The organism is Paracoccus sp. (in: a-proteobacteria) (genome assembly GCF_030538695.1).
GTDB lineage: Bacteria > Pseudomonadota > Alphaproteobacteria > Rhodobacterales > Rhodobacteraceae > Paracoccus.
The window spans coordinates 86,382-112,718 of the sequence record NZ_JAUNTN010000001.1 but is presented as its reverse complement, the minus strand read 5'-3'; the positions used below and the strand labels follow the sequence as shown (position 1 = coordinate 112,718).

Below are 26,337 nucleotides of genomic sequence, written 5' to 3'. Positions count from 1 at the left end.
CGGAGCATAAGATGAGCAAGGGCCTGATCCGCGGTTTCCTGTCGGTGGGACTCTGGACCTTCGTGTCGCGGGTTTCGGGTTTCGTGCGCGATATTCTGATGGCGGCATGGCTGGGCACCGGCCCGGTGGCGCAGGCGTTTCTGGTGGCCTTTTCGCTGCCCAACATGTTCCGCCGCTTTTTTGCCGAAGGGGCGTTCAACACCGCCTTTGTGCCGCTGTTCGCCAAAAAGCTGGAATCGAGTGAAGACCCGCAGACATTCGCCCGCGACGCGTTTTCAGGGCTGTTCTTTGTCGTCGCGGTGATTTCGGCTGTCGCGATGATCCTGATGCCGCTGCTGGTCATGGCGATGGCGGCGGGGTTTTGGGGCAGCGAACGGTTTGATCTGGCTGTGGAATATGGCCGGATCACCTTTCCCTATATCCTGCTGATCTCGCTGGCCTCGATGATTTCGGGTGTGCTGAACGCGCATGGCCGGTTTACGGCGGCTGCGGCGGCGCCGGTGATGTTGAACCTGCTGTTCATCGCCGGAATGTTGCTGGGTCACTGGCAGGGCTGGGATATGGGGCTGACGCTGGCATGGGCCACGCCGCTGACCGGGCTGGCGCAGCTTGGGCTGGTGTGGTGGGCGGCGCGGCGCATCGGCTGGCGTTTCGTGCCGCGCAGGCCGCGGATGACGCCCGACATGCGCCGCCTGATCGCGGTGGCGCTGCCTGCGGCCTTTGCGGGCGGAGTGGTGCAGATCAACCTGCTGGTGGGCCGTCAGGTCGGCAGCCTGTTCGACGGCGCGATCGCCTGGCTGGCCTATTCCGACCGGCTGTATCAGTTGCCGCTGGGTGTGGTCGGTGCGGCGGTGGCGGTGGTGCTGTTGCCGGAGCTGGCGCGGCGGTTGCGCGCGGGCGATGACGCGGGCGGCCAGCATGCCTATTCGCGCGCCACGGAATTCGGCCTGTTCCTGACGCTGCCCGCCGCCTTTGCCATTGCCGTGATCGCCGAACCCATGGTCCGCACCCTGTTCGAGCGGGGCGAGTTCACCGCCCATGACACCACCCAGACCGCGCGGGCGCTGGTTGTCTATGCGCTGGGGCTGCCGGCCTTTGTGCTGCAAAAGATCCTGCAACCGCTGTATTTCGCGCGCGAGGATACGCGCACGCCGTTCCGCTTTGCGCTGATGTCGATGGTGGTGAATGCGGTTGCGGCCTTTGGGCTGATCCCGCTGGCCGGGTTTCTGGCCGCTGCATTGGGCACCACGATTGCGGCATGGGTCATGGTGGCGCAACTGTGGTGGGGGACGCGTGCCATGGGGCAGGCGGCGCAATATGATGCGCGGCTGACGCGCACGGTGCCGCGCATCGGGCTGGCCTCGGGCCTGATGGCGGTGGCGCTGTGGCTGATGCGCGGCTGGCTGGAAGCGCAGGGCGTGGGCCGTATCCCCGGCCTTGCGGTGCTGGTGTTTGGCGGGGCGGCGCTCTATTTCACGCTGGCCTTTGTCACCGGCGCCTATCGGCTGGCCGATCTGCGCATGGCGGTGCGGCGGCGCTGATCGTTACCGCTGCCGGATCAGCGCCATGGCGCGGGCCAGGCCGCCATGGATCAGCAGAAACGACAGGGCAAACCCGACGAAAAATCCGGTGATCTCGGCGATCCAGCTTGTGCCGGCACCGAACAGCACGCCAAAGACAAGCTGGAACAGCAGCAGCATTCCGATCAGGCTGAAGGCGCGCAGCCGGTTGCCGCCGGTTTCGGCCAGCCGCGTCCAGATCAGAAAGGTAAAGGCCCCGACCAGCCCGTAAACGGCGGGATAGCCGCCGATCAGCGGCTCGACCCGGCCGGGCCATGCCATTGAAAAGCCGGTATAGATCAGCGCCGCCACCGCGCCCGACCCAAAGAACAGCGCGATCAGCGCCGAGGGCCGGAACTGCGCCGCGATCATATTGCCAAGCGCCAGCGTGAACACGGTCACGAACAGCGCATGGACCGGCGAGACATGCACGAAGGGATAGCTGAACAGCCGGTAAACATTGCCGTCCACTGCGCCCACGGCCCACATGCGCTGGAACAGTTCGGGGATAAAGGCGGTTTGCTGGATGGCGCTGTTGCGCATTCCGATGCCGCCCGATCCGCCCAGCAGACCGGCACTGGCCAGCCCGAACACCAGCTCTGCCGCGATCATCGGCAGGGCCAGCGCCCAGACCACCAGCGGCAGCGGGTTGATTGGCGATTGATTCATTTCGTGCCGCATCCTGCTGTCCTTTGGTTGCGCAGTCCTTGTGCAGCGGATAAGCCAGCGGCACGGTAATTCCAAGGCAGGCTGACATGAGCGCGACCCACACCCCCCGCATCTTTTCCGGCATCCAGCCCTCGGGCGGGTTGACACTGGGCAATTATCTGGGCGCGCTGAAACGCTTTGCCGAATATCAGGGCAGCGGGCCGGAAACGATCTATTGCGTCGTCGATCTGCACGCGATCACCGTCTGGCAAGATCCGCAGGCGCTGCGTCAGCAAACGCGCGAGGCGGCGGCGGCCTTTATGGCGGCGGGTGTCGATCCGGCGCAGTCGATCCTGTTCAATCAGAGCCAGGTGCCCGCCCATGCCGAAATGGCGTGGCTTTTCAACACGGTGGCGCGGGTCGGCTGGATGTATCGGATGACCCAGTTCAAGGACAAGGCGGGCAAGAACAGCGAAAACGCTTCGCTGGGGTTGCTGGCCTATCCGGCGCTGATGGCGGCGGATATTCTGGTCTATCACGCGACCGAGGTGCCCGTGGGCGAGGATCAGAAGCAGCATCTGGAGCTGACCCGCGACATCGCCACCAAGTTCAACCATGACTATGGCGTTGATTTCTTTCCGATAACCAAGCCCCTGATCGAGGGTGTGGCCACCCGCGTCATGTCGCTGCGTGACGGGTCGAAGAAGATGTCGAAATCCGATCCTTCGGATGCCAGCCGCATCAATCTGACCGATGATGCCGACACCATCGCGCAGAAGATCCGCAAGGCCCGCACCGATGCCGATCCGCTGCCCGGCAGCGCCGAGGGGCTGCAAGACCGGCCCGAGGCGCGCAATCTGGTCAATATCTATGCCGCGCTGTCGGGCGAGACGGCGGATCAGGTTCTGGCCCGGTTCGAGGGGCAGGGCTTTGGTGCCTTCAAGCCTGCGCTGGCTGACGTGGCGGTTTCGGTGCTGGCGCCGATCACCGCGAAGATGGCGGAGCTGAAAGCCGACCCGGCCGAGATCGACCGCATTCTGGGCGAGGGTGCCGAGCGGGCCGAGGCGATTGCCCGGCCCATCGTCGAGCAGACGAAAGAGATCATCGGGATGATCCGCTCGCGCCGCTAGGGTTGCCCTGCAACGGGGGCGGGCGTTGCGTGCCGTGGTTACGCAACGCGGCCCCGATACGGCCAGCAATTGCCGGGGTTTGGGCTGCACAACCTGTGCACAGGCTGTACACAGGCGATACACAGGCTGTGCACCGGAAATGCTGCCGGGGGGCGCGGGTGGTTCAGGGGGCGCTGTTGTGCCCCAAGTTGCGTATTTGGGCAAACAGGAAGCCGGGGCGTGTCATCCGGGGCGGTGGCTTTTCTTGCCCCGGCGCGTGGGGATGGCTATCTGTCGGGCAGGCAAGCGGAGGCGGTGATGAACGGGCGGCGTGTGCTTTTGATTGTGGGCGGCGGCATTGCGGCGGCCAAGGTGCCGGCGCTGATCCGGCTGCTGCGCAAGGCGGGTGTGGCGGTCAGCCCGGTGCTGACGCGGGCGGGGGCGGAATTCGTCACGCCGATGACGCTGACGGTCTTGGCGGGCGAGGTGTGTCAGACCGATCTGTTCGATGCCAGCCGCGAGGCCGAGATCGGGCATATCCAGCTGTCGCGCAATGCCGATCTGGTGGTGGTTGCCCCGGCGACCGCCGATCTGATGGCCAAGATGGCGGTTGGGGCGGCGGATGATCTGGCCTCGACCCTGTTGCTGGCCACGGACAAGCCGGTGCTGATTGCGCCTGCGATGAATGTGCGCATGTGGCATCATCCGGCGACGCAGCGCAATCTGGCGACCCTGCGCCGCGATGGCGTGCTGATGGTTGGCCCGGACGATGGCGAGATGGCCTGTGGCGAGTTCGGCACCGGCCGCATGGCCGAGCCTGAGGCGATCGTTCAGGCGATCCGCGATCATCTGGGCGATGGTCCGCTGAAGCTGTTGCCTGAAGCCAAGGTTGTGGCCGGGCCTTTGACCGGGCGGCATGTCATCGTGACCTCTGGCCCTACGCATGAGCCGATTGATCCGGTGCGCTATATCGCCAATCGGTCCAGCGGGGCGCAGGGCACGGCGATTGCGGTGGCGCTGCGTGATCTGGGGGCGCGGGTCAGTTTCGTGACTGGCCCTGCCGATGTGCCTTTGCCCGAGGGGGTCGAGGTGATCCGCGTGCAGACGGCGGTGCAGATGCGCGAGGCGGTCGAGGCGGCTTTGCCGGCCGATGCGGCGGTGATGGCGGCGGCGGTGGCCGATTGGCGCGTGGTCAATGCCAGCGGGCAAAAGATCAAGAAGGACGGCTCGGGCAGTTTGCCGGTGCTGGAGTTCACCGAAAACCCCGATATTCTGGCGTGGATCAGCCAGTTGCAGGCGGGGCGTCCGCGGCTGGTCGTGGGCTTTGCCGCGGAAACGCATGATGTGGTCGCCCATGCCGCCGCCAAGCGGCTGCGCAAGGGTTGTGACTGGATCGTGGCCAATGATGTCAGCCCGGCCACCGGCATCATGGGCGGGACGGAAAACACCGTGACGCTGATTTCCGCCGACGAGGCCGAGGAATGGCCGCGCATGGGCAAGGACGCCGTGGCCCGCATTCTGGCCAGCCGCATCGCCGAGGCTTTGGCATGAGGGTGTATCTGGACTGGAACGCCACCACGCCGGTGCGCGACGAGGCGCGGGCGGCGATGATCGCGGCGATGGATGTGGCGGGGAATCCGTCCTCGGTTCATGCCGAGGGGCGGGCGGCCAAGATGGCGCTGGAGGGTGCGCGGGAACGGCTGGCGGCGGCGCTGGGGGCCGAGGGGGCGGATGTGGTGTTCACATCCGGCACCACCGAGGCGGCGGCGATGGCGCTGGCCGGGCGCGGCATCGCCTGCGCCCCGGTCGAGCATTCGGCGGTCAAGGTCTGGTGCGATCCGCGCCTGCCGGTGGACCGCGATGGCCGGGTGGCGGTGGATGATCCGGCGCGATCGACCCTGCAACTGGCCAGCAATGAAACCGGGGTGATTCAGGCGCTGCCCGACGGGTTGTGGGCCAGCGATCTGACGCAGGCTTTCGGCAAGATCCCGATGGCGTTCAACTGGCTGGGCGTCACCTGCGGATTCGTCAGCGCGCACAAGCTGGGCGGGCCAAGGGGCGTGGGCGCGCTGATCCTGCGCAAGGGCACCGACCTGCCGGCGATCTTGCGCGGCGGCGGGCAGGAACAGGGTCGCCGTGCCGGCACCGAAAACCTGATCGGCATCATGGGATTCGCCGCCGCCGCCGAGGCGGCGCAGCGCGATCTGGCCGATGGTGTCTGGGATCGGGTGGCCGCCCTGCGCGACGCGCTGGAGGACCGGCTGGCCGCTGCCGCGCCGGGTCTGATCGTGGCGGGCAAGGGCAGTCCCCGCTTGCCGAACACGTCCTGTCTTCTTACATCGGGGTGGAAGGGCGAAACGCAGGTCATGCAGATGGATCTTGCGGGGTTTGCGGTGTCGGCCGGGTCGGCCTGTTCATCGGGCAAGGTGCGCGCCAGCGGCAGCTTGCAGGCGATGGGGTTTGACGATCAGGCGGCCCAATCGGCGATCCGCGTTTCGATAAGTCCGGCTTTGGGTGCAGATCAGGTGAACCGATTTGCCGATGCCTGGGAAAAAGCGTATTCACGCTGGCGCGACAGGAATGGCCGGGGGTAACAGCCCGCCGAAAGGAAACGATACGATGGCTGATACCGATCTGGATGTGCGCGAGGGCGTTGACCGTGAAACGGTCGAAACCGTTGCCAATATGGGCAGCTATAAATACGGCTGGGATACCGAGATCGAGATGGAATATGCCCCCAAGGGCATCAACGAGGATATCGTTCGTCTGATCTCGGCCAAGAACGAGGAACCGGAGTGGATGCTGGAATGGCGTCTGGCCGCGTTCCGCCGCTGGGTCACGATGACCGAGCCGACATGGGCGATGCTGAACTATCCTGAAATCGACTATCAGGATCAGTATTACTATGCCCGCCCCAAGTCGATGGAGGTCAAGCCGAAATCGCTGGACGAGGTGGACCCGAAACTGCTGGCCACCTATGAAAAGCTGGGCATTCCGCTGAAGGAGCAGATGATTCTGGCCGGCGTCGAGGGGGCCGGGGCTGCGCCCGCCGAAGGTCGCAAGGTTGCCGTGGATGCGGTGTTCGATTCGGTTTCGGTCGGCACCACCTTCAAGGAAGAACTGGCCAAAGCCGGGGTGATTTTCTGTTCGATTTCCGAGGCGATCCGCAAGCATCCCGAACTGGTGCAGAAATACCTCGGCTCGGTCGTGCCGCAGTCGGACAATTTTTTCGCCACGCTGAACAGCGCGGTGTTCAGTGACGGGTCGTTCGTCTATGTCCCGCCCGGCGTGCGCTGCCCGATGGAGCTGTCCACCTATTTCCGCATCAATGCCGAAAACACCGGCCAGTTCGAACGGACGCTGATTATCTGCGACAAGGGCGCTTATGTCAGCTATCTGGAAGGTTGCACCGCGCCGAAACGCGACACCAATCAGTTGCACGCGGCGGTGGTGGAAATCGTCATCCTCGAAGATGCCGAGGTGAAATATTCCACCGTCCAGAACTGGTTCCCCGGCGACGAGGATGGCAAGGGCGGCGTCTATAACTTTGTCACCAAACGCGCCGATTGCCGCGAGGCGCGGGCCAAGGTGATGTGGACTCAGGTCGAAACCGGCAGCGCGATCACGTGGAAATACCCGTCCTGCATCCTGCGCGGTGACGACAGCAGCGGCGAGTTCTATTCCATCGCCATCGCCAACAATCACCAGCAGGCCGATACCGGCACCAAGATGATCCATCTGGGCAAGAACACCCGGTCGCGGATCGTGTCCAAGGGGATTTCGGCGGGGCAGGCGCAGAACACCTATCGCGGGCTGGTGACGATGCACCCGCGCGCGAAAAACAGCCGCAACTATACCCAATGCGACAGTCTGCTGATCGGCGATAAATGCGGCGCGCATACCGTGCCCTATATCGAAGTGAAAAACACCAGCAGCCGCGTGGAACACGAAGCCACCACCAGCAAGGTCGATGACGACCAGCTGTTCTATTGCCGCCAGCGCGGCATGGACGAGGAAGAGGCCGTGGCGCTGGTCGTCAACGGGTTCTGCCGCGAGGTGTTGCAGGCTCTGCCGATGGAATTTGCGATGGAGGCCCAGTCTCTGGTGGCCATCTCGCTGGAAGGAAGCGTCGGCTGAGCGCCGCCCGATAGGAATAAGAAGATGCTGAAAATCGAAAACCTGCACGTCAAACTGGAAGATGAGGACAAGCAGATCCTGAAGGGTCTGTCGCTGACGGTGCCTGCCGGTCAGGTTCACGCCATCATGGGGCCGAACGGGTCGGGCAAATCCACGCTGTCTTATGTGCTGTCGGGCCGCGATGGTTACGAGGTGACGCAGGGGTCTGCCTCGCTGGATGGCGACGATCTGCTGGAGATGGAACCCGAAGAACGCGCCGCCGCCGGGCTGTTTCTGGCGTTTCAATATCCGGTCGAAATCCCCGGTGTCGGCAATATGACCTTTCTGCGCACCGCCGTGAACGCGCAGCGCAAGGCGCGGGGGCAGGATGAACTGTCGGCGGGCGAGTTTCTGAAGGTCGTCCGCGCCAAGGCGAAGGATTTGCAGATCGACGCGGATATGCTGAAGCGCCCGGTCAATGTCGGCTTTTCCGGCGGCGAGAAAAAGCGCAACGAAATCTTGCAGATGGCCATGCTGGAACCGCGCATGTGCATCATGGATGAAACGGATTCCGGGCTTGATGTCGATGCGATGCGGCTGGTGTCTGATGGCGTGAACGCGCTGCGTTCGCCCGATCGCGCGTTTCTGGTCATCACCCATTATCAGCGCCTGCTGGATCACATCAAACCCGATGTCGTGCATATCATGGCCGATGGCCGGATCGTGAAAACCGGCGGTCCCGAACTGGCGCTTGAGGTGGAACGCAACGGTTACGCCGACCTGCTGGCGGAGGCGCGGTAATGGCCGGGGTCTCTGTCAAGACGGCCGAGGTTACGCCCGCCGTGCAGGGGCAACAGGGCGGCGGGGCGGGCGACCGGCTGGCCGGGCTGGTGCCTGCGGCGGGCGGCTTTGCCGCTGCGGCGCGGGCCGACGCGCTGACGCGGCTGCGCGCCATGGGTCTGCCCAGGCCGCGCGATGAATACTGGCGCTATACCGACCCGGCGCGGTTCAATGCGGCCACGCCCGCGCCGCTGGCGGTGGCGGGCGATGCGGCGGATGCGCCGCTGTTTTCCGATCTGGACCGGCTGCGGCTGGTGTTTACCGATGGCGTCTTTGACGCGGCGGAATCGGATGCTTTGGCATTGGACGGGGTGCAGATCGACCTGTTGTCGGCGGTGGCGGATGAGGCCGGTCACTGGGCGGCGGGGCTGTTCGGCACGCTGGAGCAGGCCGGGCAGGTGCCGGTGGCGCGGCCCTTTGCGGCGCTGAACACCGCCTGCGCCACCGAAGGCGTGCTGATCCGCGTGACCGGCCGCCCGGCCCGCCCGATCCACATCCTGCACCGCCGCCGCGATCCCGGCGCGGATGTGATGTGGCATCATGTGGTGCGGGTCGAACCGGGTGCCGAACTGACCCTGCTGGAAACCGGCGAGACCGGAGCGCGCAGCAATGGCGTGATCGAGGCCGATCTGGCCGAAACCGGGCGGCTGCACCTGATCTCATCGAAACTGGCGGCGCAGCTCAAGCTGGGCATCAGCCATCTGTTCGCCCGCGTCGCGGCCGAGGCTGTCTTCAAAAGCTTTACCCTGTCGGTCAACGGCGATCTGATGCGGCACGAAGGCGTGATCGACATTCAGGGCGACGATGCGGTGGCCCATATCGCGGGCGCCGCCCTTGGCGATGGCGCGACGGGGGATTTCCACCACGACGACACCGTGTTCATCACCCATGCCGCCGAGCGTTGCGAAAGCCGTCAGGTGTTCAAGAAGGTGCTGAAAAACGGCGCGCGCGGCGTGTTTCAGGGCAAGATTCTGGTGCGCCCCGGCGCGCAGAAAACCGACGGCTATCAGATCAGCCAGGCCCTGCTGCTGGATGAGGACAGCCAGTTTCTGGCCAAGCCGGAGCTGGAAATCTATGCCGATGACGTGAAATGCAGCCACGGTTCCACCACCGGCGCGCTGGATGAGGACGCGATGTTCTATCTGCGCAGTCGCGGGGTGCCGCGTGACCGGGCCATCGTGTTTCTGGTGCTGTCCTTCCTTGCCGATGCGCTGGACGAGATCGAGGACGAAACCCTGCGCGGCCAGATCAGCGACCGGCTGGAGGCGTGGCTGACGCAGCACGCCGCCACCCGGTGACAGCCAGCACATCCCCGGCACCGCGCGGCATCGTGCCGCGTGTGGTGCAAAGCTGGTGGGCGCCGCGCCGTGTGGTGCGGGGCCTTGCCGATATGCCCGACCGCACCCTGCTGGGCGTGCTGATGGTGGCGCTGCTGTTTTTTCTGATCGCGCAGGCGCCCGCACGGGCGCGCGATGCGTTTCTGGACCCGTCGGTTTCGTTCGAGGCGCGGATGGGCGGGGCCTTGATGGGGGTCATGTTCATCATGCCGCTGCTGGCCTATGGTCTGGCGGCGCTGGTGGCGATGCTGTCGCGGCTGACCGCCCGCCCGGTCGAGGGCCGCCATTCGCGGCTGGCGCTGTTCTGGGCCTTGCTGGCGGTGGTGCCGGCGATGCTGCTGGCCGGGCTGGTGCAGGGCTTTGTCGGCCCCGGCCCGGCGCTGAGCATCGCCCATGCCATTGCGGGCATCGGCTTTGTGGTGATCTGGGGGGCAGGTCTTTCCGCCCTTGGTGGACGTGGACAATGAGATTTGACGATCTTCAGGCGCTTGTGCTGCTGAGCTTTCGCGACCCGGCCCGCGCGGTGCAGGCGCTGCTGTCGCTGCATCTGCCGATGGCGGCGCGCTGGATGGCGCTGGCGCTGGTGGTCAGCCTGTCGGCGCTGCTGGCATGGGGCGCGTCGATGCTGTTCCCGGTGCGGGTGGATACCGGCATGAACGACGCGGTGGCGCAGCCGCTGATGGCGGCCGGGGCTCAGTTTGCCGTGCTCAGCCTGGCCGCGTTGCTGATGGCCGGGGTCGGGCGGTCGTTCGGCGGCACCGGCACCTTTCCCGATGCGCTGCTGCTGATGACCTGGATCCAGTTCGTCCTGCTGGTGATCCAGACCGCGCAGGTGCTGCTGATGCTGCTGTTCCCGATGATCGCCTCGTTGATGTGGCTGGTGGCGGCGGGGATCTTGGTCTGGCTGATGGTGCAGTTCACCAAGGCGCTGCACGGATTCGACAGCGCCGCCAAGGTGGCGCTTGGCATGATTATGACCTTCATGGCGGCGGGCATGGTGATGGCCGTGCTCCTGTCCTCGCTTGGTATTCTTCCGGTTCCCGAATGAGCTATGACATCGAACATATCCGCGCCGGTTTCCCGATTCTGTCGCGGCAGGTGAACGGGCGGCCTCTGGTCTATCTGGACAACGGCGCCAGTGCGCAAAAGCCGCAGGTGGTGATCGACGCCATCACCCGCGCCTATCAGGGCGAATACGCCAATGTTCACCGCGGGCTGCATTTCCTGTCGAACCTCGCGACCGAAAATTACGAGCGCGTGCGCGGCATCATCGCCCGTTTCTTGAACGCCGCCCATGAGGACGAGATCATCATGACCTCGGGTGCGACCGAGGGCATCAATCTGGTGTCCTATGGCTGGGCCGCGCCGCGCTTGCAGGCGGGGGATGAGATCGTGCTGTCGGTGCTGGAACATCACGCTAATATCGTGCCCTGGCATTTCCTGCGCGAACGTCAGGGCGTGGTGCTGAAATGGGTCGAACCCGAACCCGATGGCAGCCTGCCGTCCGAAAAGGTGCTGGCGGCGGTCGGCCCGAAAACCCGGCTGATCGCGGTCACGCATATGTCGAACGTCACCGGCACCGTGGTCGATGTGGCGGCGATCGCGCGGGGCACCGATGTGCCGGTGCTGGCCGACGGCAGTCAGGCGGCGGTGCATATGCCGGTGGATGTGGCCGCGCTGGGCGTCGATTTCTATGCGATCACCGGGCACAAGCTGTATGGGCCGTCGGGGTCGGGCGCGATGTGGATCAGCCGCGCCCGTCAGGCCGAGATGCGCCCCTTTCTGGGCGGCGGCGACATGATTCGCACCGTGACGCGCGACGCGGTGGATTATGCCGACCCGCCCTTGCGATTCGAGGCCGGAACGCCGGGCATCGTGAACCAGATCGGTCTGGGGGCCGCGCTGGAATATATGATGGGCATCGGAATGGACCGGATCGCCGCGCATGAACGCGACCTGCGCGATTACGCCCGCGACCGGCTGCGGGCGCTGAACTGGCTGTCGGTGCAGGGCGATACCCCCGACAAGGGGGCGATCTTTTCCCTGACGATGCAGGGCGCCCATGCGCATGATCTGTCCACGATTCTGGACAAACGCGGCATTGCCGTGCGCGCCGGCAGCCATTGCGCGATGCCGCTGATGGAATTCTATGGCGTGACGGCCACCGCCCGCGCGTCATTCGCGATGTATAATACCCGCTCCGAGGTGGACGCGCTGATCGACGGCCTGACCTTTTGCCGCGAACTGTTTGCCTGAAGACGGTTTCACCATTGCGAAACCGCCCTGTGGCTGTTATCTGAACGGCCACGCACCCGTAGCTCAGCTGGATAGAGCGTTGCCCTCCGAAGGCTGATGTCAAGGGGATGCCGTCATGAAGAGGACTAAGAAAGAGACGTGATACCAAGCTCTTGCCGAGCAGATCGTTTTTCGATTTAAAGGCTGGAGAAGTCGCGTAAGCACTGCGTAAGCAGTCAGGGCCTGACGGTTCTACTGCGCACCCATAGCTCAGCTGGATAGAGCGTCGCCCTCCGAAGGCGAAGGCCTCAGGTTCGAATCCTGATGGGTGCGCCATCAACCTCGAAATTCCACGATTTGGGCTCGCTAGTCAGGTTGCCCCGGCGCTGCTGAGTTTGCCGCGCGGTTGCCGTTCATCCAATGATGGATTGGACCGGCATATCGAAAATATTTATTTAAAAACAAATCGTAAGCCCACCTTCTCATGTCCCAAGTACCAAATTCTTGTTGGGATTGGGTTTGACTAGTCCCAGGGATAGCCCAACGATACGGTTCGTATCCTAGGGTTAGGATCCATTGATTTGGTTGGACGAAAGTGTTTCACCGTTCGGAAAACGAGCGGTGAACATATCAGATCTTTTTTGGTTGAGCGACGTACAGGTGGCGCGTCTGCAGCCTTACTTTCTGAAGTCAGACCGCAAGTCCCGGGTTGATGACCGGCGTTTCCTTAGGGGTATTATCTTCACCAATCGCAATGGTTTTCGCTAGCGCGATGCTTTGAAGGAGTATGGCCCCCACAAAACGCTCTACAACCGCTGGAAGCGGTGCAGCGACAGGGGTGTCTTCCCTCAGATCATGGCGGGTTTGGCGACCGAGCACGGGGAAGAGACGAAGGTGACGGTCGATGCGACGCACATGCAGGCACATCGCACCGCGCCCAGTCTGGCCGTCAAAAAGGTGGGAATGGGCGCCTTATTTGCCGAACCAAGGGCGGCATGAACACGAAGTTGCACTCCATCTGTGACAGCCAAGGCATCTCCTCGGCTTGTTCCTGATTGCCGGCCCCGTCAGCGACTACATCGGGCCGCGTGCGCAGGTCAGCGGGTTGCCCAACGTGAAGGGGCTACTTGCAGCGAGTCCCTTTACGTGAGGGACAGGCGATAGCTCGACCAATTCGACTTGCGATGGCGGGTGGACGTTGATTTACTCAGGCCGTCTCCTCCAGTTATGACACGGTAGGTGAAGCAATCCTGGTTGGAATCCTGAACAACGCCGGATCTGGATATTTGCGTCGCTGAATCAGTTTGCAGTGGCTTGGGAAGACGACCGTATGTCGGGGCCGTGGACAACGTTGCATCTCGCAAGTGAGGCATCGATCTCAGCCCGCTCCGGCCGTACAAGCACGCGGGGGCGCTACCACTGGCACCCAGGACACATTGAGCATGCGCTCTTCTGACACCGAGTTCAAAGCGATCGGCTGTGTAATCCATGGCCTCACTGTTACCTGATGAAGAATCTCTTGCCCCAAGACAAGATATGGCAAGGATGGAAGGAATTTGTTGACGAATTTGGGGAGGCGGGCACTGAAACGATCTGCTAGACCCGGAAAAGACGAGGGAGCAGCCAAATTGTCCGACGAAATGCATTCGATTGTTCGCGTTGCCTCGCGCGAAGCGAACCTAAAGCGCAAACTGCGCAAACATCTCCGTAGTATCGGCTTCACGAAATCCGAGAGTGGCGAACTCACCATAGAAGGCGAGGGAAAGGATATCGTTCGTGCGCTTCACCGCGTGCAGCGTGAGGATCGGCTGGAGGAAAACAGTAAATTCATTGCGACGAAGGCAGAAGGACTTCTTCCTTACTTTGCATCGGGGCGGGACCTCGATCCGGACCGTATTTCACCCGTCATTGAACGCGTTGCTTCCGGAACCAGAAACGGCGACCTCTTCCGGCTGGCATCTCTTACCTGGTCGGTACCGGTGTCCAACGGATTTGGGCGTCGACTTCGTTATGTCGTCTGGGACGAGAACAACGGCAAGCTCATGGGGCTCATTGCAATTGGTGACCCGGTGTTCAACCTTGCCGTCAGGGACAAACTGATCGGTTGGACCTCCAAGGACCGCAGTGCGCGCCTCGTCAACATCATGGATGCCTACGTTCTCGGTGCCATCCCACCCTACAATGCCCTGCTTGGCGGCAAATTGATGGCATGCCTCCTGCGGAGCCGTGATCTTTATGATGACTTCGCGGCGGCCTATGGCCACACGACGGGAATTATCTCTGGGAAAGACAAGAAGGCTCGCTTACTGGCCGTGACGACGTCGTCATCGATGGGTCGCTCATCTGTCTACAATCGCCTGAAGCTTGATGGCACACAGTACTTAGAGTCGATTGGTTACACCGGAGGTTGGGGCCATTTTCACATCCCCGACCGCCTTTTTGTCGAACTTCGGGATTATCTTCGTGACAACGACCACACATACGCTGATCAACATCGCTATGGACAGGGTCCAAATTGGCGCTTGCGAACAACGCGCGCGGCCTTGTCAGCCCTCGGATTCAAGGAAGACATGCTGAGGCACGGTGTGAAACGCGAAGTATTTATTGCGCGGCTGGCGGAGAACGCCACTTCGCTCTTGCACACCGGACAAGGCGAACCTGACACCAGTACGCTCCTCTCGGCCAAAGAGATTGCTGAGCGGGGCATCGAACGCTGGATGAAACCTCGCGCGAAAAGGCGGCCGGAATTCAGCGCGTGGACCACTGACGATCTACTTTCCTTGTTTGGCACTCAGAGCCGCGTCCTTCGTTCAAAAACCGCTTCCTCCGCTTCCGCCCGGAAGACCGCAACGAGAGCGTAGTTGTCGATGACCGTTCCTCTCGATAAGTGGCAGGAGCGTATGGAACGCCATTTCGAGGCGCTTGCGGATCGTCGTGCATCTTCCGGGTTGCCGCTATTCGCGTTTGAACATGGCCTGAGTGATGATGAAATCGACGATGTGTCTCGGCAGTTGCGCGCGCGGCTCGGCAGTGGCGCGCGCTTGGCACCGCACTGGCTTCTCTGGACGATCTACGCGGCCGAACGCGGTTACACATACGAGGGCTGCGAGTACTGGCAATCCTTCGAGCAGGTAACGCCGGGTTGGGACAGCCGTGACCGGTATCGCGTCTCCACATGGTTTTCGCGCTTCCGAAATGACTACAACGGCTTCAAGCCATCCGGGCCATGGGCATCGCATTTCAGTATTATCGCCTGGCCGATTACCCATGCCGTCCTGCCGCGGTACCTTCAACGTCAGTTCGCGCGGACGCTCTATGTGCTTCGTTTCCAGATTGCGCGTCTTGATGATATCGAGCCTGCTGCCATCGGCCGAATGATCGCAGCCAACGTCTATGATGCGTCCACGCGCTTCGAGCAGTTTCTTCAACAGGAGGAACTTGTCGGGCGAATGGTTTTGGCTTTGTTGCAGCAGAAAGATGACGCCCCGCGTGAAGAGCCCTTATTGCCGGCTACACTTGAACGGATCGTTCATGATCTTGAATCCATTCGCAACGCTCGGGGCTGGCTGAAAGAGACTAGTCGCGTGGTGTCTGATCGTTTTTCCGGGCTCGGTAAGGGTTCGGGACCACGGTCGGGTAGGGGTACAGCAGATGTTGGCCACGCAAGCGAGAAGCAGCAGCGCCCCGATATTCGCCCTGACCTGCGACTACATCATAAGGGAGAGGATCACTGGGATTTGCAGATCGACATTCCGAGTTTCAAGGATATAGCCGCATTTAGCCAAGATGTAAGGCAGTTTCTCAGAAATACGCGATGCACACTTAATGGTACATCGGCAAAGAAGCCACCGGGCTGGCTTTTGTCAGGTCGCAGACAGGCTTTGCTCAAGCAATGGCCGGACCCGGACAAGCCTCTTGTCGATTTCGAAAGGCAAAACGGCACGCTCACGCATCTTCTTGAGAGCGAGTGCCGCATGAGTGAAGGGCCGTTTTGGCTGTTTCGGATTGGTCGTGACGGTATTGCGTGTGAAATCGCGGGTCGCATCGTGCGCCCCGGTTACGAATACATTGTCGTAACAAAAGAGCCACTTGAGCAACTGCTGGAGGGGATGAAGCCCTGTCAGATAAACAGTCCCGGCGTCAATGTGATACGGATGGCCGTGCCGACCGCGCTCACCGAGTCCTACGCGCAATGGCTAGCAGCGAGGGGTCTCGAACTTGCGCGTACCATTCGTGTCTGGCCCGCAGGCTTCCCGGGGCGTCAATGGGACGGAGAAGGCCGAAGCGAATGGCTGACGACTGAAAAGCCGTGTTTCGGGATCATGCCGGACCACGACGTCGAAACATATGAAATCGCGCTCAACGGCAAGGAGGCGATGACAATCGAAGCCGGCAGCCCCGGCTCGCCAACCTTTGTGCAATTGTCAGAATTGCCACCGGGCCGGCACATTCTCACAGTCCGTGCGCAACGTACGAGCCCGGGTGCGGAGCGTCAGCCATCTCATGAAGGCTTCCTGGAACTGCGCGTGCGCGCGCCAGAGCCTTGGATGCCTGGTACTGCCTCACATGCCGGACTTATTGCGTCCGGCGACCCCTATGACGCCGCATTGAACGCGCTCTGGGAGAACGAACTTGATTTGTCGGTCTACGGTCCGCCAAGTCGGCAAGTCACACCGCGCGTTATTCTTCAGGACGCCAAAGAAGAAACGATCTTCGAAAGGCAGGTCAGTGGCCCTCTCGAACTTCCGGTTACGCCTGATACCTGGAAGAAACGGTTTTCTGATTTTCTGAAGCGGGAAAAGTGCGAATGGCGATATCTTGAAGCAACAACGGGACTTCTCGAACTTGATGGAGGCGATCTCGGGCGCTTTGTTATGCGTTTCGAGCATGATGTTCGGCCGCTTAGATGGGTTCTGCGGCAAAGTGGCGAGGGCGTATCAGTCCGGCTCGTTGACGAAACCAGCGACGAAGGTGCCGAGAGGCAATGTTACTTCAGCGAGATGGAGCGTCCGCGTTCTTTCCGGAGATTGGACGTGGCAAACGTCCTCAACGGCGTCCCGGTTGAATCACCCGGCGGCCTGTTCATCGCCAGTGCCGGAAAGAACAGGGACGCGGTCGTCGTCAGCACCGGCCTGACCGGACAGGGATTTGAAGGACTGGGTGTACAGCCAAACCACGGCCATATTAGCGGGTCTCCGCAAGCCATTATCAAACTGCTGCGCGTTTTGAGGTATTGGCACAAGGCAAGAGTTGAGGGGAACCTTGCCGGTGCGCGGCGGCGCCAGGTGACTGATACCATAATGCATGGTCTCGTCGGTGTCATGGCGGGTTGGGACTGGGCGCGTGTCGAGGCAAAGCTTTCCACTGCTCCGGATGCCGCTGTACATCTGGACCGGCTCCAGTCGCTCGTTGCCCAAAAGAGCGGTTTCGCGAGTGCAATCCGTCTTAACGCTCCATCCGTTTCCGGCGGCCACGGCGCGCTATCGTCCTGGTATACGGAAACGGCGGCCCGTTACCGTATGTCATCAGACAAGCAGCTATGCCGTTTCGCAATCGACCTGGCCGTCCGTCCCTATGCTTTGCAGCAACGTTATTTGGAAGGCCTGCCGGAACTGATACGGCGCGCTCGTGCGCATCAAGTGCTAGTCAGGGGCGCGCGACTGGCCGTGTTTAGCCGAATGGACGTTGAGGAGCGCGCGCCGTCCCTGATTCCTGAGGTGAACGCATGATAACCGAAATCTCTCGTCAGAACGTTATCAGGCAATGTCGGTCGGCCCTCGGCATTGAACCACATACTGCGACCGTCGATGATGCCTTTCTCGCTGCCTTAATCAGACGAACAGCAGGCATGCTATGCCCTTGCTCAAGAACAGCGCTTCGTGCTGCCATCGTCGAATCTCTCTCGTCTCTTCACGATCTTGACGACCTTCCTTCGCGGATCGAGGAGCTAACTGACGAACTTATTGTCGCCGGTGATCTCCTGGAACTAACAGACGTCACGACAGCAGACACCGATGCTAAAGGGACATGGGTTTATGCTGCGCCACCTGCGTTTATTGAACGAAAGAGCGGCAGCGTGTTTCTGACCGGCATTGTTCCAGACCACGATTCCGTCTTGCCTGAATCCCTCGGTAGTCGCGTGGTGTATAGCAGGAACACCCGTTACATCGAGCCGCAATCCGAAGAGGACCTTGCCGAACTTCTGGCATCCGAGGGCCTTGCGCGTCTACCGGAAAGTGCGTGGCTAAGAGCACCGAAGACGCTAGCCGCAAGCGCGCACCTGGAAAAAGCGATGCAGCGATTGGTATCAGAGCCGACATGCGCACCGATCACAGGCCTTGAAATCATCGATCCAGAAACCCGACCGACATACTATCGAGGGCGCTGGACGACACCCAAAAGCCAAAGCGGCACTTACGTTTCGCGGCGACCACAGGAATTCGGTGCGCCGACCTGGTGCTTTGCCGAATTCAAGGCGGGTCTACTTGTCCGTATTATTGATCTTCCCCTGGGAACCTATCGCTGGCGGGCATGCGATGCGGCATGGCACCTACAGATGGCGATTGATCAGGAAAACGGCCGGCCGCAGCGATACCGTGTTACCAATCTCGGGAACATTTGCCGAATCGACTTTTTATCTCCGCTGCCGCTCTGGGCCGAGAGGCGTCTCTTGGTTCTTGGCGAAAAACGTCTAGGCGACAAAAGCCTGTTTGCCTACGAAATACCTACGGCCGAAATACGCGAGGAAGAAGATTTTCTACAAACAAATTTGTGGCTCGTGCGCGAAGACGCCATGGGTGAAGGGAGGAGCGCCTGATGCAAACGATCAAGCAAACTATCGAAAATCTGCATGCGTCGCTGAAGGACTATATCGAAGCCACTTACCACATTAGCGCGCCTTCGCTCATTGCCCAGCGGCAACGGCTTCTCGACCGTGACGGTGTAATACATCGCGTTCCTTATCTTGAATCTACGCCGAAGTATGAGTCCGGCGATGCCTTCGGCTCCATGGCTGGTCTTTCGGAGGCGGCATTGGAGCTCTTCAATAGGCTCAGTGCGCAGGAAGGTGAGTTACCCAAGCTTATTTACGACCCGCCTTATCGCCATCAGGGAGAGTCGCTGAAGGGGAGCCTCGTCGACGGAAAAACCTCGTCATTATGACCGGAACGGGTTCCGGCAAGACGGAGTCCTTCTTGTTGCCGATCCTTGGCAAGTTCGCAAGGGAAGCCAAAGAACGACCGACAGCTTTCGCGGAAGAGCCCGCAATGCGGGCTCTGATCATGTATCCGATGAACGCGCTCGTGAACGACCAATTGGGTCGGCTTCGTGCCCTGCTTGGTGACCCGCGCCTTGTCGATACCTTCAAGTCCTGGTGCGGGCGGCCGCCCCGGTTTGCCCGATACACAAGCCGGACGCCATATGCCGGTGTTCGTACGTCCAAAAAAGACTCGCAAAGGCTTCAGTCATTCGACGATTTTTATGTCGACGTACTGCGGCGGACGGAAAGTGAAGATTCTGAAGAGAAGGCAGAAGCCAAGACCCTTCTCAAGGCTTTGAAGGAACGAGGGAAGTGGCCGGCAAAGCCTGATCTGGCTGCGTGGTTCGGACAAAAGGGTTCGGGCTGGCAGGACAGGCGCACAGGGGAATTTGTGCGCGCCGTGACGCTTCCGGACGACTCGGAACTCCTGACACGTCACGAAGCGCAGATTGCTCCTCCCGACCTTCTGGTCACCAACTACTCGATGCTGGAATACATGCTGATGCGGCCCATCGAGCGACCGATCTTTGACAAAACGCGCGAGTGGCTCGAAAAGAACCCTGGAGAGACGTTCCTTGTCGTCCTTGACGAAGCTCACCTGTATCGCGGCGCAGCTGGTGCCGAGGTCGGCCTTTTGCTTCGCAGGCTTCGGGATCGTCTCGGTATTCCGGACGAACGACTTCAGGTCATTTGCGCCACGGCCAGCTTCAGCGACCATGAATATGCACCGGAGTTTGGTGCGCAACTTACGGGTGTCCCCGCTGAGACGTTCGTGCCCGTGAAAGGGTCTCTTGACCTCAAGCCCAACGCTGAGTCCGGTTCACAGAAGGATGCCGAGATGCTTGCCGCGGTGCAATTGCAGGCATTCTATGACGCAGAGTCAGAGGAGGGCAGGATCGAGGCGGTGCGGACGCTTCTCGACTATCGCGGTACGTCGGCGTCAGACTCCGTAGAGCCTGCACTCTATGAGGCTCTGAAGGATTTCGGGCCGATGGGTCGTCTTGTCAACGCAACGATGGAAGAGGCGAAACCTATCGCCGAACTCGGCTCCCTGCTGTTCAGTGATGGCGTGTCGGCGCGACTGGCTGATGAGGCCGTGACCGTTCTGATGGCACTCGGAAGCGTTGCCCGACCTGCACCCGGATTGCCGGGGCTCCTGCCATGTCGCGTCCATAACTTTTTTCGCGGCCTACCTGGGCTATGGGTCTGTATGGACCCGGAATGCACCGAAATCTCTGGCGATGAACGTGGTGGCATCTGCGGAAAGATGTACTCGCAACCGATGGACCAATGTGGATGCGGCGCGCGCGTACTAGAACTATTCACATGCCGGAACTGCGGTACAGCCTATGCCCGCGCCTATACGGACGACGTTGACGAGCCGCGCGATCTTTGGGCGGAGCCGGGAGAAGCACTCAAGATGGCCGGCGGCGAGTCCGCTCCTCTCGAACCAATTGATCTTCTGCTCGAAGACCCGTCGCACGAGGATGCAGCAGAGCCGGCAGGCTATGACCTGGAAACCGGTCAACTAAACCCCCACACACTCGGTCCGCGCATGCGGACCGTTTATCTGCGTCAGGGCCGCCTCGCGGACAGCCATGATGATGATGAAGGCGGCGGAAATCCGGAGCCTCCCGGCAAATTTGTGCCATGTGCTGTATGCGGCAAGACGGCGCGCTTCGGCCGCAGCTATGTTCAAGATCACCAGACGAAAGGTGACCAGCCTTTTCAGGCTTTGCTGACCCGTCAAATCCAGATTCAGCCGCCAGGGCCGCAGGAAGCGACGGCTTTCGCTCCGCTAAGGGGAAGAAAGGTTCTCGCGTTTTCGGACTCGCGGCAGGTCGCGGCGCGCCTGGCACCAAACGTACAAATGTTCTCCGAACGGGATTCCCTTCGGCCCCTGATTATCGCCGGCTTCAAATGGCTTCAGGATCAACCGGCACTCGGTCCGTTTCTGAATCTGGACGACCTGTTCCTCGGGGTGTTGATCGCCTCGCAAGAACTCAATGTGCGCCTACGTCCGGAACTTCATTTCAACGAGAACTTCATCGAAGCCGAGGAAATGGTCGAGAAAGCAATCGATGTCAACGACCACGAAGATCCGATGAAACTCCTTCAACTCTTGATGGGTTTGCGAGCCAAAAGACCGCCCAAGGCGCTCCTTAGCAGCATGCTTACGACGCTCTCTGACAGGTTCTACGGCATGGAAGCATTGGCGCTTGCCTCGTTGCGGGAGCGAGATGGCAATCGTGGCGACGTCACAGGGCTGCCTTCAATCGCCGACATCGCCGAGGACGATGAGTCCAAGCTCGCCCTGGCGCGCTTCTGGATGCGTTGCTGGACAGGATTCGGTCTGACGCACTCGCCCGGAACCTGGATCGATGGGAGTGCGTCCGAAGGCTACAGAATCCGTTCTCGCAAGCCAAAGTCGAAGATCGAGGCCATCAACAAGGTCATCACCGACAAGAATGCGAGAAAGACCTTCTGGGATCACTGGCATCCCGTGCTGTTGTCGAAATTTACAAGTTCGAATGCGGGCGGCAATCGCTACCTCAACGGATGCGAGCTATCGCTCCAGTTCGACGGTGATTGGGTCCACTGCAATAGCTGCAAGTCCGTCCACCGGCCAATTCCCGACCACGCGGCCTGTCTCGACTGCGGTAGCACAAGTGTAAATGCACTCGATCCGGATACCGATGCAGTCTTCCAGGCACGCAAGGGCTTCTACCGGAAGCCTGTGACCGAAGCTCTTGCTGATCCACCCCGTCAACCGATGGCGCTCATTGCCGCAGAACACACAGCACAACTAAACGCGCCCCAGAATGAGGACGTCTTCTCGAAAGCTGAAGAAAACGAACTCCTCTTTCAGGACATTGCAATCGCCGGCACCGGATCGGGTTCGCGGTCCGCTGCTATCGATATTCTTTCGAGTACAACGACGATGGAGGTCGGGATCGATCTCGGCGCACTATCCGGCGTAGCGCTCCGAAACATGCCGCCCGGCCGCGCCAACTATCAGCAGCGCGCCGGCCGAGCCGGTCGCCGTGGCAATGCCGTCGCAACCGTCTTGGCTTTTGGAAGCGCTGACAGTCACGACGAACACTATTTTTCCCGACCGGACGAAATGATCCGCGGAAGCGTCATCGACCCGAAACTAACGCTCGACAATCCGGAGATTGCCCGCCGCCATATCCGTGCGTTCCTGCTTCAGAATTACCATCAGGAACGCCTTCCCGTCGTTGACGCCACCCAGCCTCATGACCTGTTCTCCGTTCTTGGGAGCGTATCAGCATTCCGCCGACCGGATTCCGTATTGAATCGTGACGACTTCGCATCCTGGCTCGCCAAGAACGAAACACGTTTGAAAGACCGGATCGCCTCCTGGTTGCCCTCCGACCTCTCTGATGACGACAAGGCCGAGTTGCTGGGCGGCTTTGTTAATGATTGCCTGAAGGCCGTTGATGATGCGATCGCCTCGGACGCTTCAGACGATAGCGACGAAGATGAAGATGAAGGTGGAGACGAAGAGCCCGCGGAAGAAGGTGAGGAGCGACCACAGCAGGGTTCGCAGCCGAACAAGCTCCTGGACCGGCTTCTATACTGCGGGAAACTACCGCGCTACGCGTTCCCGACAGATGTCGCGACATTCCATGTTTTCGATAGAGATCGCTCGTCTCCCTACCGCCACATCATGAAGTTCGCACCATCCCAAGGCCTTCCCGTGGCCCTCTCGCAATACGCCCCCGGCAAACAGGTCTGGATTTCCGGGAAATGTTATACATCAGGGGCGATCTATTCGGTCATGAAAGATGATCGCTATGAAGCCTGGCAATCCCGGCGCCTTTACATGGAGTGCTCGGAATGTGGCTATGCGAGAACCTACGAACAGGGCGAGGTGGTTCGAAAACTCACTGCCGACTGCGACGCCTGCGGCGAAAGCGGGACCTTCGGCCCCGCACGCTACTGGGTGCGTCCGCCAGGTTTTGCCCATCCCGTTTTTGAAGTTGAAGTGACATCGCCGGACGAAATACCGGAGACGAGCTATGCCACTCGCGCCAAACTCACGATGGGTACGCCTGGTGACAGCGCAGGCTGGCTCCCCGCCAATGACCGCATCCGGAGCCTGAGCACGCGCGAGCATCTCCTCGTCTCAAATACAGGACCGCAAGACGACGGATATACTTATTGCGTGAAGTGCGGTCGCATCGAGGCGAGTTCGACACCCACGCCAAGCCTCGCGGGGCCCCATCGGAAGCCATATCCAGACGCCGACGACAAGCAAATGTGCGACGGGATGAATCCCGCCCGCCACCTTGTGCTGGGCACCGACTTTATCACCGACATTGCCCTATTCTCGATGCGCGTTGAAAAGCCCATCGAATTGCGGCCTTTCCACTATTCAACTCAGGTAGCGCTGCGGACTGCCAGTGAGGCGCTTGCCAAGGCCGCGTGTCAACTCCTTGAGGTTGAGCCGGGGGAATTGATGGCCGAATTTCGGCCGGCCCTGACAATCGGCGGAAAGTCAGGTAAAGAGGTCGAGATATTTCTCTACGACACGCTGCCGGGAGGAGCTGGGTTCGCGACACAAATTGCAGGTCGTGGCCTCGAACTATTTCAGCGCGCACTGTCCCTTCTGAAGAATTGTCCGGAAGGTTGCGACGGCTCCTGCTATCGCTGTTTGAGGAGCTTTAGGAACAAAATTGAACACCGGCTTCTTGACCGGCATGTCGGTGTCGAACTCCTTGAATACCTTTTGTCTGGCCAGCGTCCGAGTTTTGACAAGCAACGGCTGCAAAACTCTACCGAACTGCTCTTGAGTGACCTCCGCCGGCGTTGCGAAAACGACGTGAGTTTTTCGGCCGGGAGTTCCGTCTGCTATGGGGCCGACAAGATCCTGGAGGCGCCCATCCTCGTCGAGACAGGGGGCAAGAAGTATGTTATTGCCCTCTCGGGACCTTTGACGACCGGCCACCCGGCGGACGCACATGTCGCGGATTTGCGGGATAGCGGTACAGAATATCGGGTCATTGTCGAGAATGAGCTTGAAGTCCGCAGAAATCTTCCGGCTGTCAGCCGGAGGGTTTTGCAACAGTTGGGAATGTGAGCAAGAAGTGATTGAATTGGCAGGCGCAAATGAAGGACAGGAATACGAAGCGGCGCTACACCTTCGCAAACAAATCCTGGCAGTGTGGCCGGACCTCAGCCAGCATCCGGATGACCACGTTAAAATATTCGTCAGTCTCAAACTCTATGGTCAGCAATATGAAGACATCGATGTCTTCGTGGTCGGACATTTTGCCCAGCCACGCTCGTTCGACGTCGAGAATCGATTCTATCCCAAGAATGGAGATCCCTTCGTTCCCCGCGCCGCTTCAGTACGAAATTTCGCGCTCGCGATAGAGGTCAAGTCCCACGACGCGACCGGTGTCAAATTTGATGACAAGGTAGCCTCCGTGAAATACCCGAGAGGTTGGGAATGCGTTACGGAGAAAGCATTCAAACAAGTTTTTGAACTCAAGACTTATCTTGGGCGGGCAGGGTTTTCGCCCCCATATATTCAGGACATGATCTTTTTTTCAGGCCTGCGCGAGGCAGACCTTCCAACTCGGCCACACAATTCATTCGGTATCGATGCAAGCTTCGAGAAGATACTGAATATCGTTGGCCAGATTTCTCAACCCCTTGCGAGAGACCGATATGTGACCATCAGTTTCGGACCGGACGATAGGTTCGATGCTATTCTGGCGCCAGATGCCCATGTTCTGAAGACACTTGAACCGACGCCCATTGATCGTCGGCGGATGGATCGCATTGTGAAGGCCGCGCTGCCGGAAGCGTGGCTTGATGATCTTGGCGAACGACAGATCGTTATTCGAGGCAGGGGTGGCGTTGGTAAGACCGTTATCCTGCTTCAGATGGCATACCGTGCCTATGATACCAGCGGCATGCGTTCGCTCGTGCTCACTTATAACAAAGCACTTGTCGCGGACATGCGGCGTACAATGGCGCTTCTCGGTGTGCCGCGACAGATTGAAAAGGGCGGCATCAGCATCGATACAGTGCATGCCTTCATCGGGCGACTGATGCATGAATTGGGGATCATCGGAAGTGATGACTCTTTTTTGGAGAATTATGAAAAGCACAAGGAGGCGCTTCTCGACTACCTCCGGAGTGGCGCAGTTTCACCTGAAGACCTCGCTGAAATCGTCGAAGCACAGGCCGATGCGTTCGCATGGGATGTCGTGTTTGTCGATGAAGGGCAAGACTGGCCGTCCAACGAGATCGACATTCTGCGTGCAGTCTACCCACCAGAGCGAATTGTCGTTGCGGACGGTGTGGACCAGTATGTACGCGCCTCGGTTGCAGACTGGAACGCGGGTCTCGCCCGGGAAAAAATGCGCCCCCGACGGTTGAGGCGCTGCCTTCGCATGAAGGCGAATCTTGCACACTTTGTTGCTGATACTGCGCGCGGGCTCAATCTTCAGAACTGGGACCTTGAGCCCAATCCAGACGCGAACGGCGGCCGTGTTCTGGTTGTCGAAGGCGACATGGCACATGACACTGCAATCTACGAGCGACTGAGAGCTGAGGCGGCCGAACTTGGGAACTATCCCGTCGACCTGCTTGCCTGCGTACCGCCGGCACTCGTCATTCGCGACGAAGACAGCATCTATTCTGTACCAGGGCGCACCATAAATGCTCAAGGAGGCTTAATTTGGGATGCTACGGCTGTAGACGTCCGCGCGCAGTATCCGACTGATCGCGATGCGCTGCGGATCGTGCAGTACGACTCTTGCCGTGGACTCGAAGGCTGGACTGTTATCAACTACGCTTTCGATGATTTCTATGACTACAAATACCGGCAATGGATGAACTCTCCCCAGGAGTTGGGCGGATTGTTTGATACGCAGGAAGACCTGGCTGCTGCATTCGCCGCGCAATGGACAATGATCCCATTAACCCGTGCAATGGACACACTGGTTATCAATCTATCTACGCGCCAGTCTTCGTTGAAAGATGCTCTGAGAGCCGTTTTTGAGCGGCGCCAAGGTTTTATAGAATGGTTAAGACTTGATTGAATGATGTGTGCTCTAACAGGCTGCCGATAAACGCAATCGAACGCCAAATTTCGCTGAGCTGATCGCGCTTTGGCTCGAGCGAGAGCGTTCAACTCAACGAGATTGTGCTTGAGTGGGGTACCTATGGACCTCGCCATTCGGAGCCGGAGCTTTTCA

At 60.4% G+C, this 26,337-nt stretch carries 17 protein-coding genes, 1 tRNA gene and 1 pseudogene; 18 read left to right on the top strand and 1 reads right to left on the bottom strand.

Annotated features, from left to right (window positions below; translation table 11 throughout):
* Positions 1-11: 11 nt before the first annotated feature.
* Entirely contained in the window at positions 12-1,541 is a 1,530-nt protein-coding gene (gene murJ, locus Q4G24_RS00535; RefSeq protein ID WP_303364539.1) for a murein biosynthesis integral membrane protein MurJ, read from the top strand.
* 3 nt (positions 1,542-1,544) lie between these two features.
* Here murJ and Q4G24_RS00530 read toward each other — a convergent pair whose 3' ends face one another.
* Positions 1,545-2,240 carry a rhomboid family intramembrane serine protease gene (locus Q4G24_RS00530; RefSeq protein ID WP_303364538.1) on the bottom strand — a complete coding sequence of 232 codons (696 nt, stop codon included), beginning with the start codon at positions 2,238-2,240 and terminating at the stop codon, positions 1,545-1,547.
* A gap of 74 nt (positions 2,241-2,314) precedes the next feature.
* On the opposite strand from Q4G24_RS00530, the gene trpS reads away from it, so the two are divergent.
* The 17 genes and pseudogenes from trpS to Q4G24_RS00445 all read left to right on the top strand — a co-directional run bounded on the left by trpS (position 2,315) and on the right by Q4G24_RS00445 (position 26,181).
* Complete coding sequence (gene trpS, locus Q4G24_RS00525) at positions 2,315-3,337, top strand: tryptophan--tRNA ligase (protein ID WP_303364537.1); 1,023 nt, start codon at positions 2,315-2,317, stop codon at positions 3,335-3,337.
* 297 nt (positions 3,338-3,634) lie between these two features.
* The gene (coaBC, locus tag Q4G24_RS00520; RefSeq protein WP_303364536.1) at positions 3,635-4,867 is read left to right on the top strand and encodes a bifunctional phosphopantothenoylcysteine decarboxylase/phosphopantothenate--cysteine ligase CoaBC; all 1,233 of its coding nucleotides are present in this window, start codon (positions 3,635-3,637) and stop codon (positions 4,865-4,867) included.
* Positions 4,864-5,910, top strand: a complete 1,047-nt coding sequence (locus Q4G24_RS00515) for a cysteine desulfurase family protein (protein ID WP_303364535.1) — start codon at positions 4,864-4,866, stop codon at positions 5,908-5,910. Before coaBC ends, Q4G24_RS00515 begins: the two co-directional genes overlap by 4 nt.
* A 25-nt stretch (positions 5,911-5,935) precedes the next feature.
* Positions 5,936-7,453 carry a Fe-S cluster assembly protein SufB gene (gene sufB, locus Q4G24_RS00510; RefSeq protein ID WP_303364534.1) on the top strand — a complete coding sequence of 506 codons (1,518 nt, stop codon included), beginning with the start codon at positions 5,936-5,938 and terminating at the stop codon, positions 7,451-7,453.
* Between the two features lie 24 nt (positions 7,454-7,477).
* Positions 7,478-8,233, top strand: coding sequence for a Fe-S cluster assembly ATPase SufC (sufC, locus tag Q4G24_RS00505; RefSeq protein ID WP_303364533.1), 756 nt, complete (start codon positions 7,478-7,480; stop codon positions 8,231-8,233).
* Positions 8,233-9,570 carry a SufD family Fe-S cluster assembly protein gene (locus Q4G24_RS00500; protein ID WP_303364532.1) on the top strand — a complete coding sequence of 446 codons (1,338 nt, stop codon included), beginning with the start codon at positions 8,233-8,235 and terminating at the stop codon, positions 9,568-9,570. The genes sufC and Q4G24_RS00500 overlap by 1 nt, the downstream gene beginning before the upstream one ends.
* Positions 9,540-10,076: a hypothetical protein gene (locus Q4G24_RS00495; RefSeq protein ID WP_303364531.1), complete on the top strand. Its 537-nt coding sequence runs from the start codon at positions 9,540-9,542 to the stop codon at positions 10,074-10,076. Before Q4G24_RS00500 ends, Q4G24_RS00495 begins: the two co-directional genes overlap by 31 nt.
* Positions 10,073-10,657: a Yip1 family protein gene (locus tag Q4G24_RS00490; RefSeq protein WP_303364530.1), complete on the top strand. Its 585-nt coding sequence runs from the start codon at positions 10,073-10,075 to the stop codon at positions 10,655-10,657. The genes Q4G24_RS00495 and Q4G24_RS00490 overlap by 4 nt, the downstream gene beginning before the upstream one ends.
* On the top strand, positions 10,654-11,865 hold the full coding sequence (locus Q4G24_RS00485; protein ID WP_303364529.1) for a cysteine desulfurase: 1,212 nt from the start codon (positions 10,654-10,656) through the stop codon (positions 11,863-11,865). The genes Q4G24_RS00490 and Q4G24_RS00485 overlap by 4 nt, the downstream gene beginning before the upstream one ends.
* 238 nt (positions 11,866-12,103) lie before the next feature.
* Positions 12,104-12,180, top strand: a tRNA-Arg gene (locus Q4G24_RS00480).
* A gap of 291 nt (positions 12,181-12,471) precedes the next feature.
* Positions 12,472-12,973 (top strand): annotated as a pseudogene (locus tag Q4G24_RS00475) (transposase); the annotation flags it as partial.
* 499 nt (positions 12,974-13,472) lie between these two features.
* Positions 13,473-14,705: a Druantia anti-phage system protein DruA gene (locus tag Q4G24_RS00470; protein WP_303364528.1), complete on the top strand. Its 1,233-nt coding sequence runs from the start codon at positions 13,473-13,475 to the stop codon at positions 14,703-14,705.
* Between the two features lie 39 nt (positions 14,706-14,744).
* Positions 14,745-17,573, top strand: a complete 2,829-nt coding sequence (locus tag Q4G24_RS00465) for a hypothetical protein (protein WP_303364527.1) — start codon at positions 14,745-14,747, stop codon at positions 17,571-17,573.
* On the top strand, positions 17,570-18,661 hold the full coding sequence (locus Q4G24_RS00460) for a hypothetical protein (RefSeq protein WP_303364526.1): 1,092 nt from the start codon (positions 17,570-17,572) through the stop codon (positions 18,659-18,661). The genes Q4G24_RS00465 and Q4G24_RS00460 overlap by 4 nt, the downstream gene beginning before the upstream one ends.
* Positions 18,661-19,005: a hypothetical protein gene (locus Q4G24_RS00455; RefSeq protein ID WP_303364525.1), complete on the top strand. Its 345-nt coding sequence runs from the start codon at positions 18,661-18,663 to the stop codon at positions 19,003-19,005. The genes Q4G24_RS00460 and Q4G24_RS00455 overlap by 1 nt, the downstream gene beginning before the upstream one ends.
* Entirely contained in the window at positions 19,002-24,206 is a 5,205-nt protein-coding gene (locus Q4G24_RS00450; protein WP_303364524.1) for a DEAD/DEAH box helicase, read from the top strand. The genes Q4G24_RS00455 and Q4G24_RS00450 overlap by 4 nt, the downstream gene beginning before the upstream one ends.
* Entirely contained in the window at positions 24,139-26,181 is a 2,043-nt protein-coding gene (locus Q4G24_RS00445; RefSeq protein ID WP_303364523.1) for a DNA/RNA helicase domain-containing protein, read from the top strand. Before Q4G24_RS00450 ends, Q4G24_RS00445 begins: the two co-directional genes overlap by 68 nt.
* The last annotated feature ends 156 nt before the right edge of the window (positions 26,182-26,337 follow it).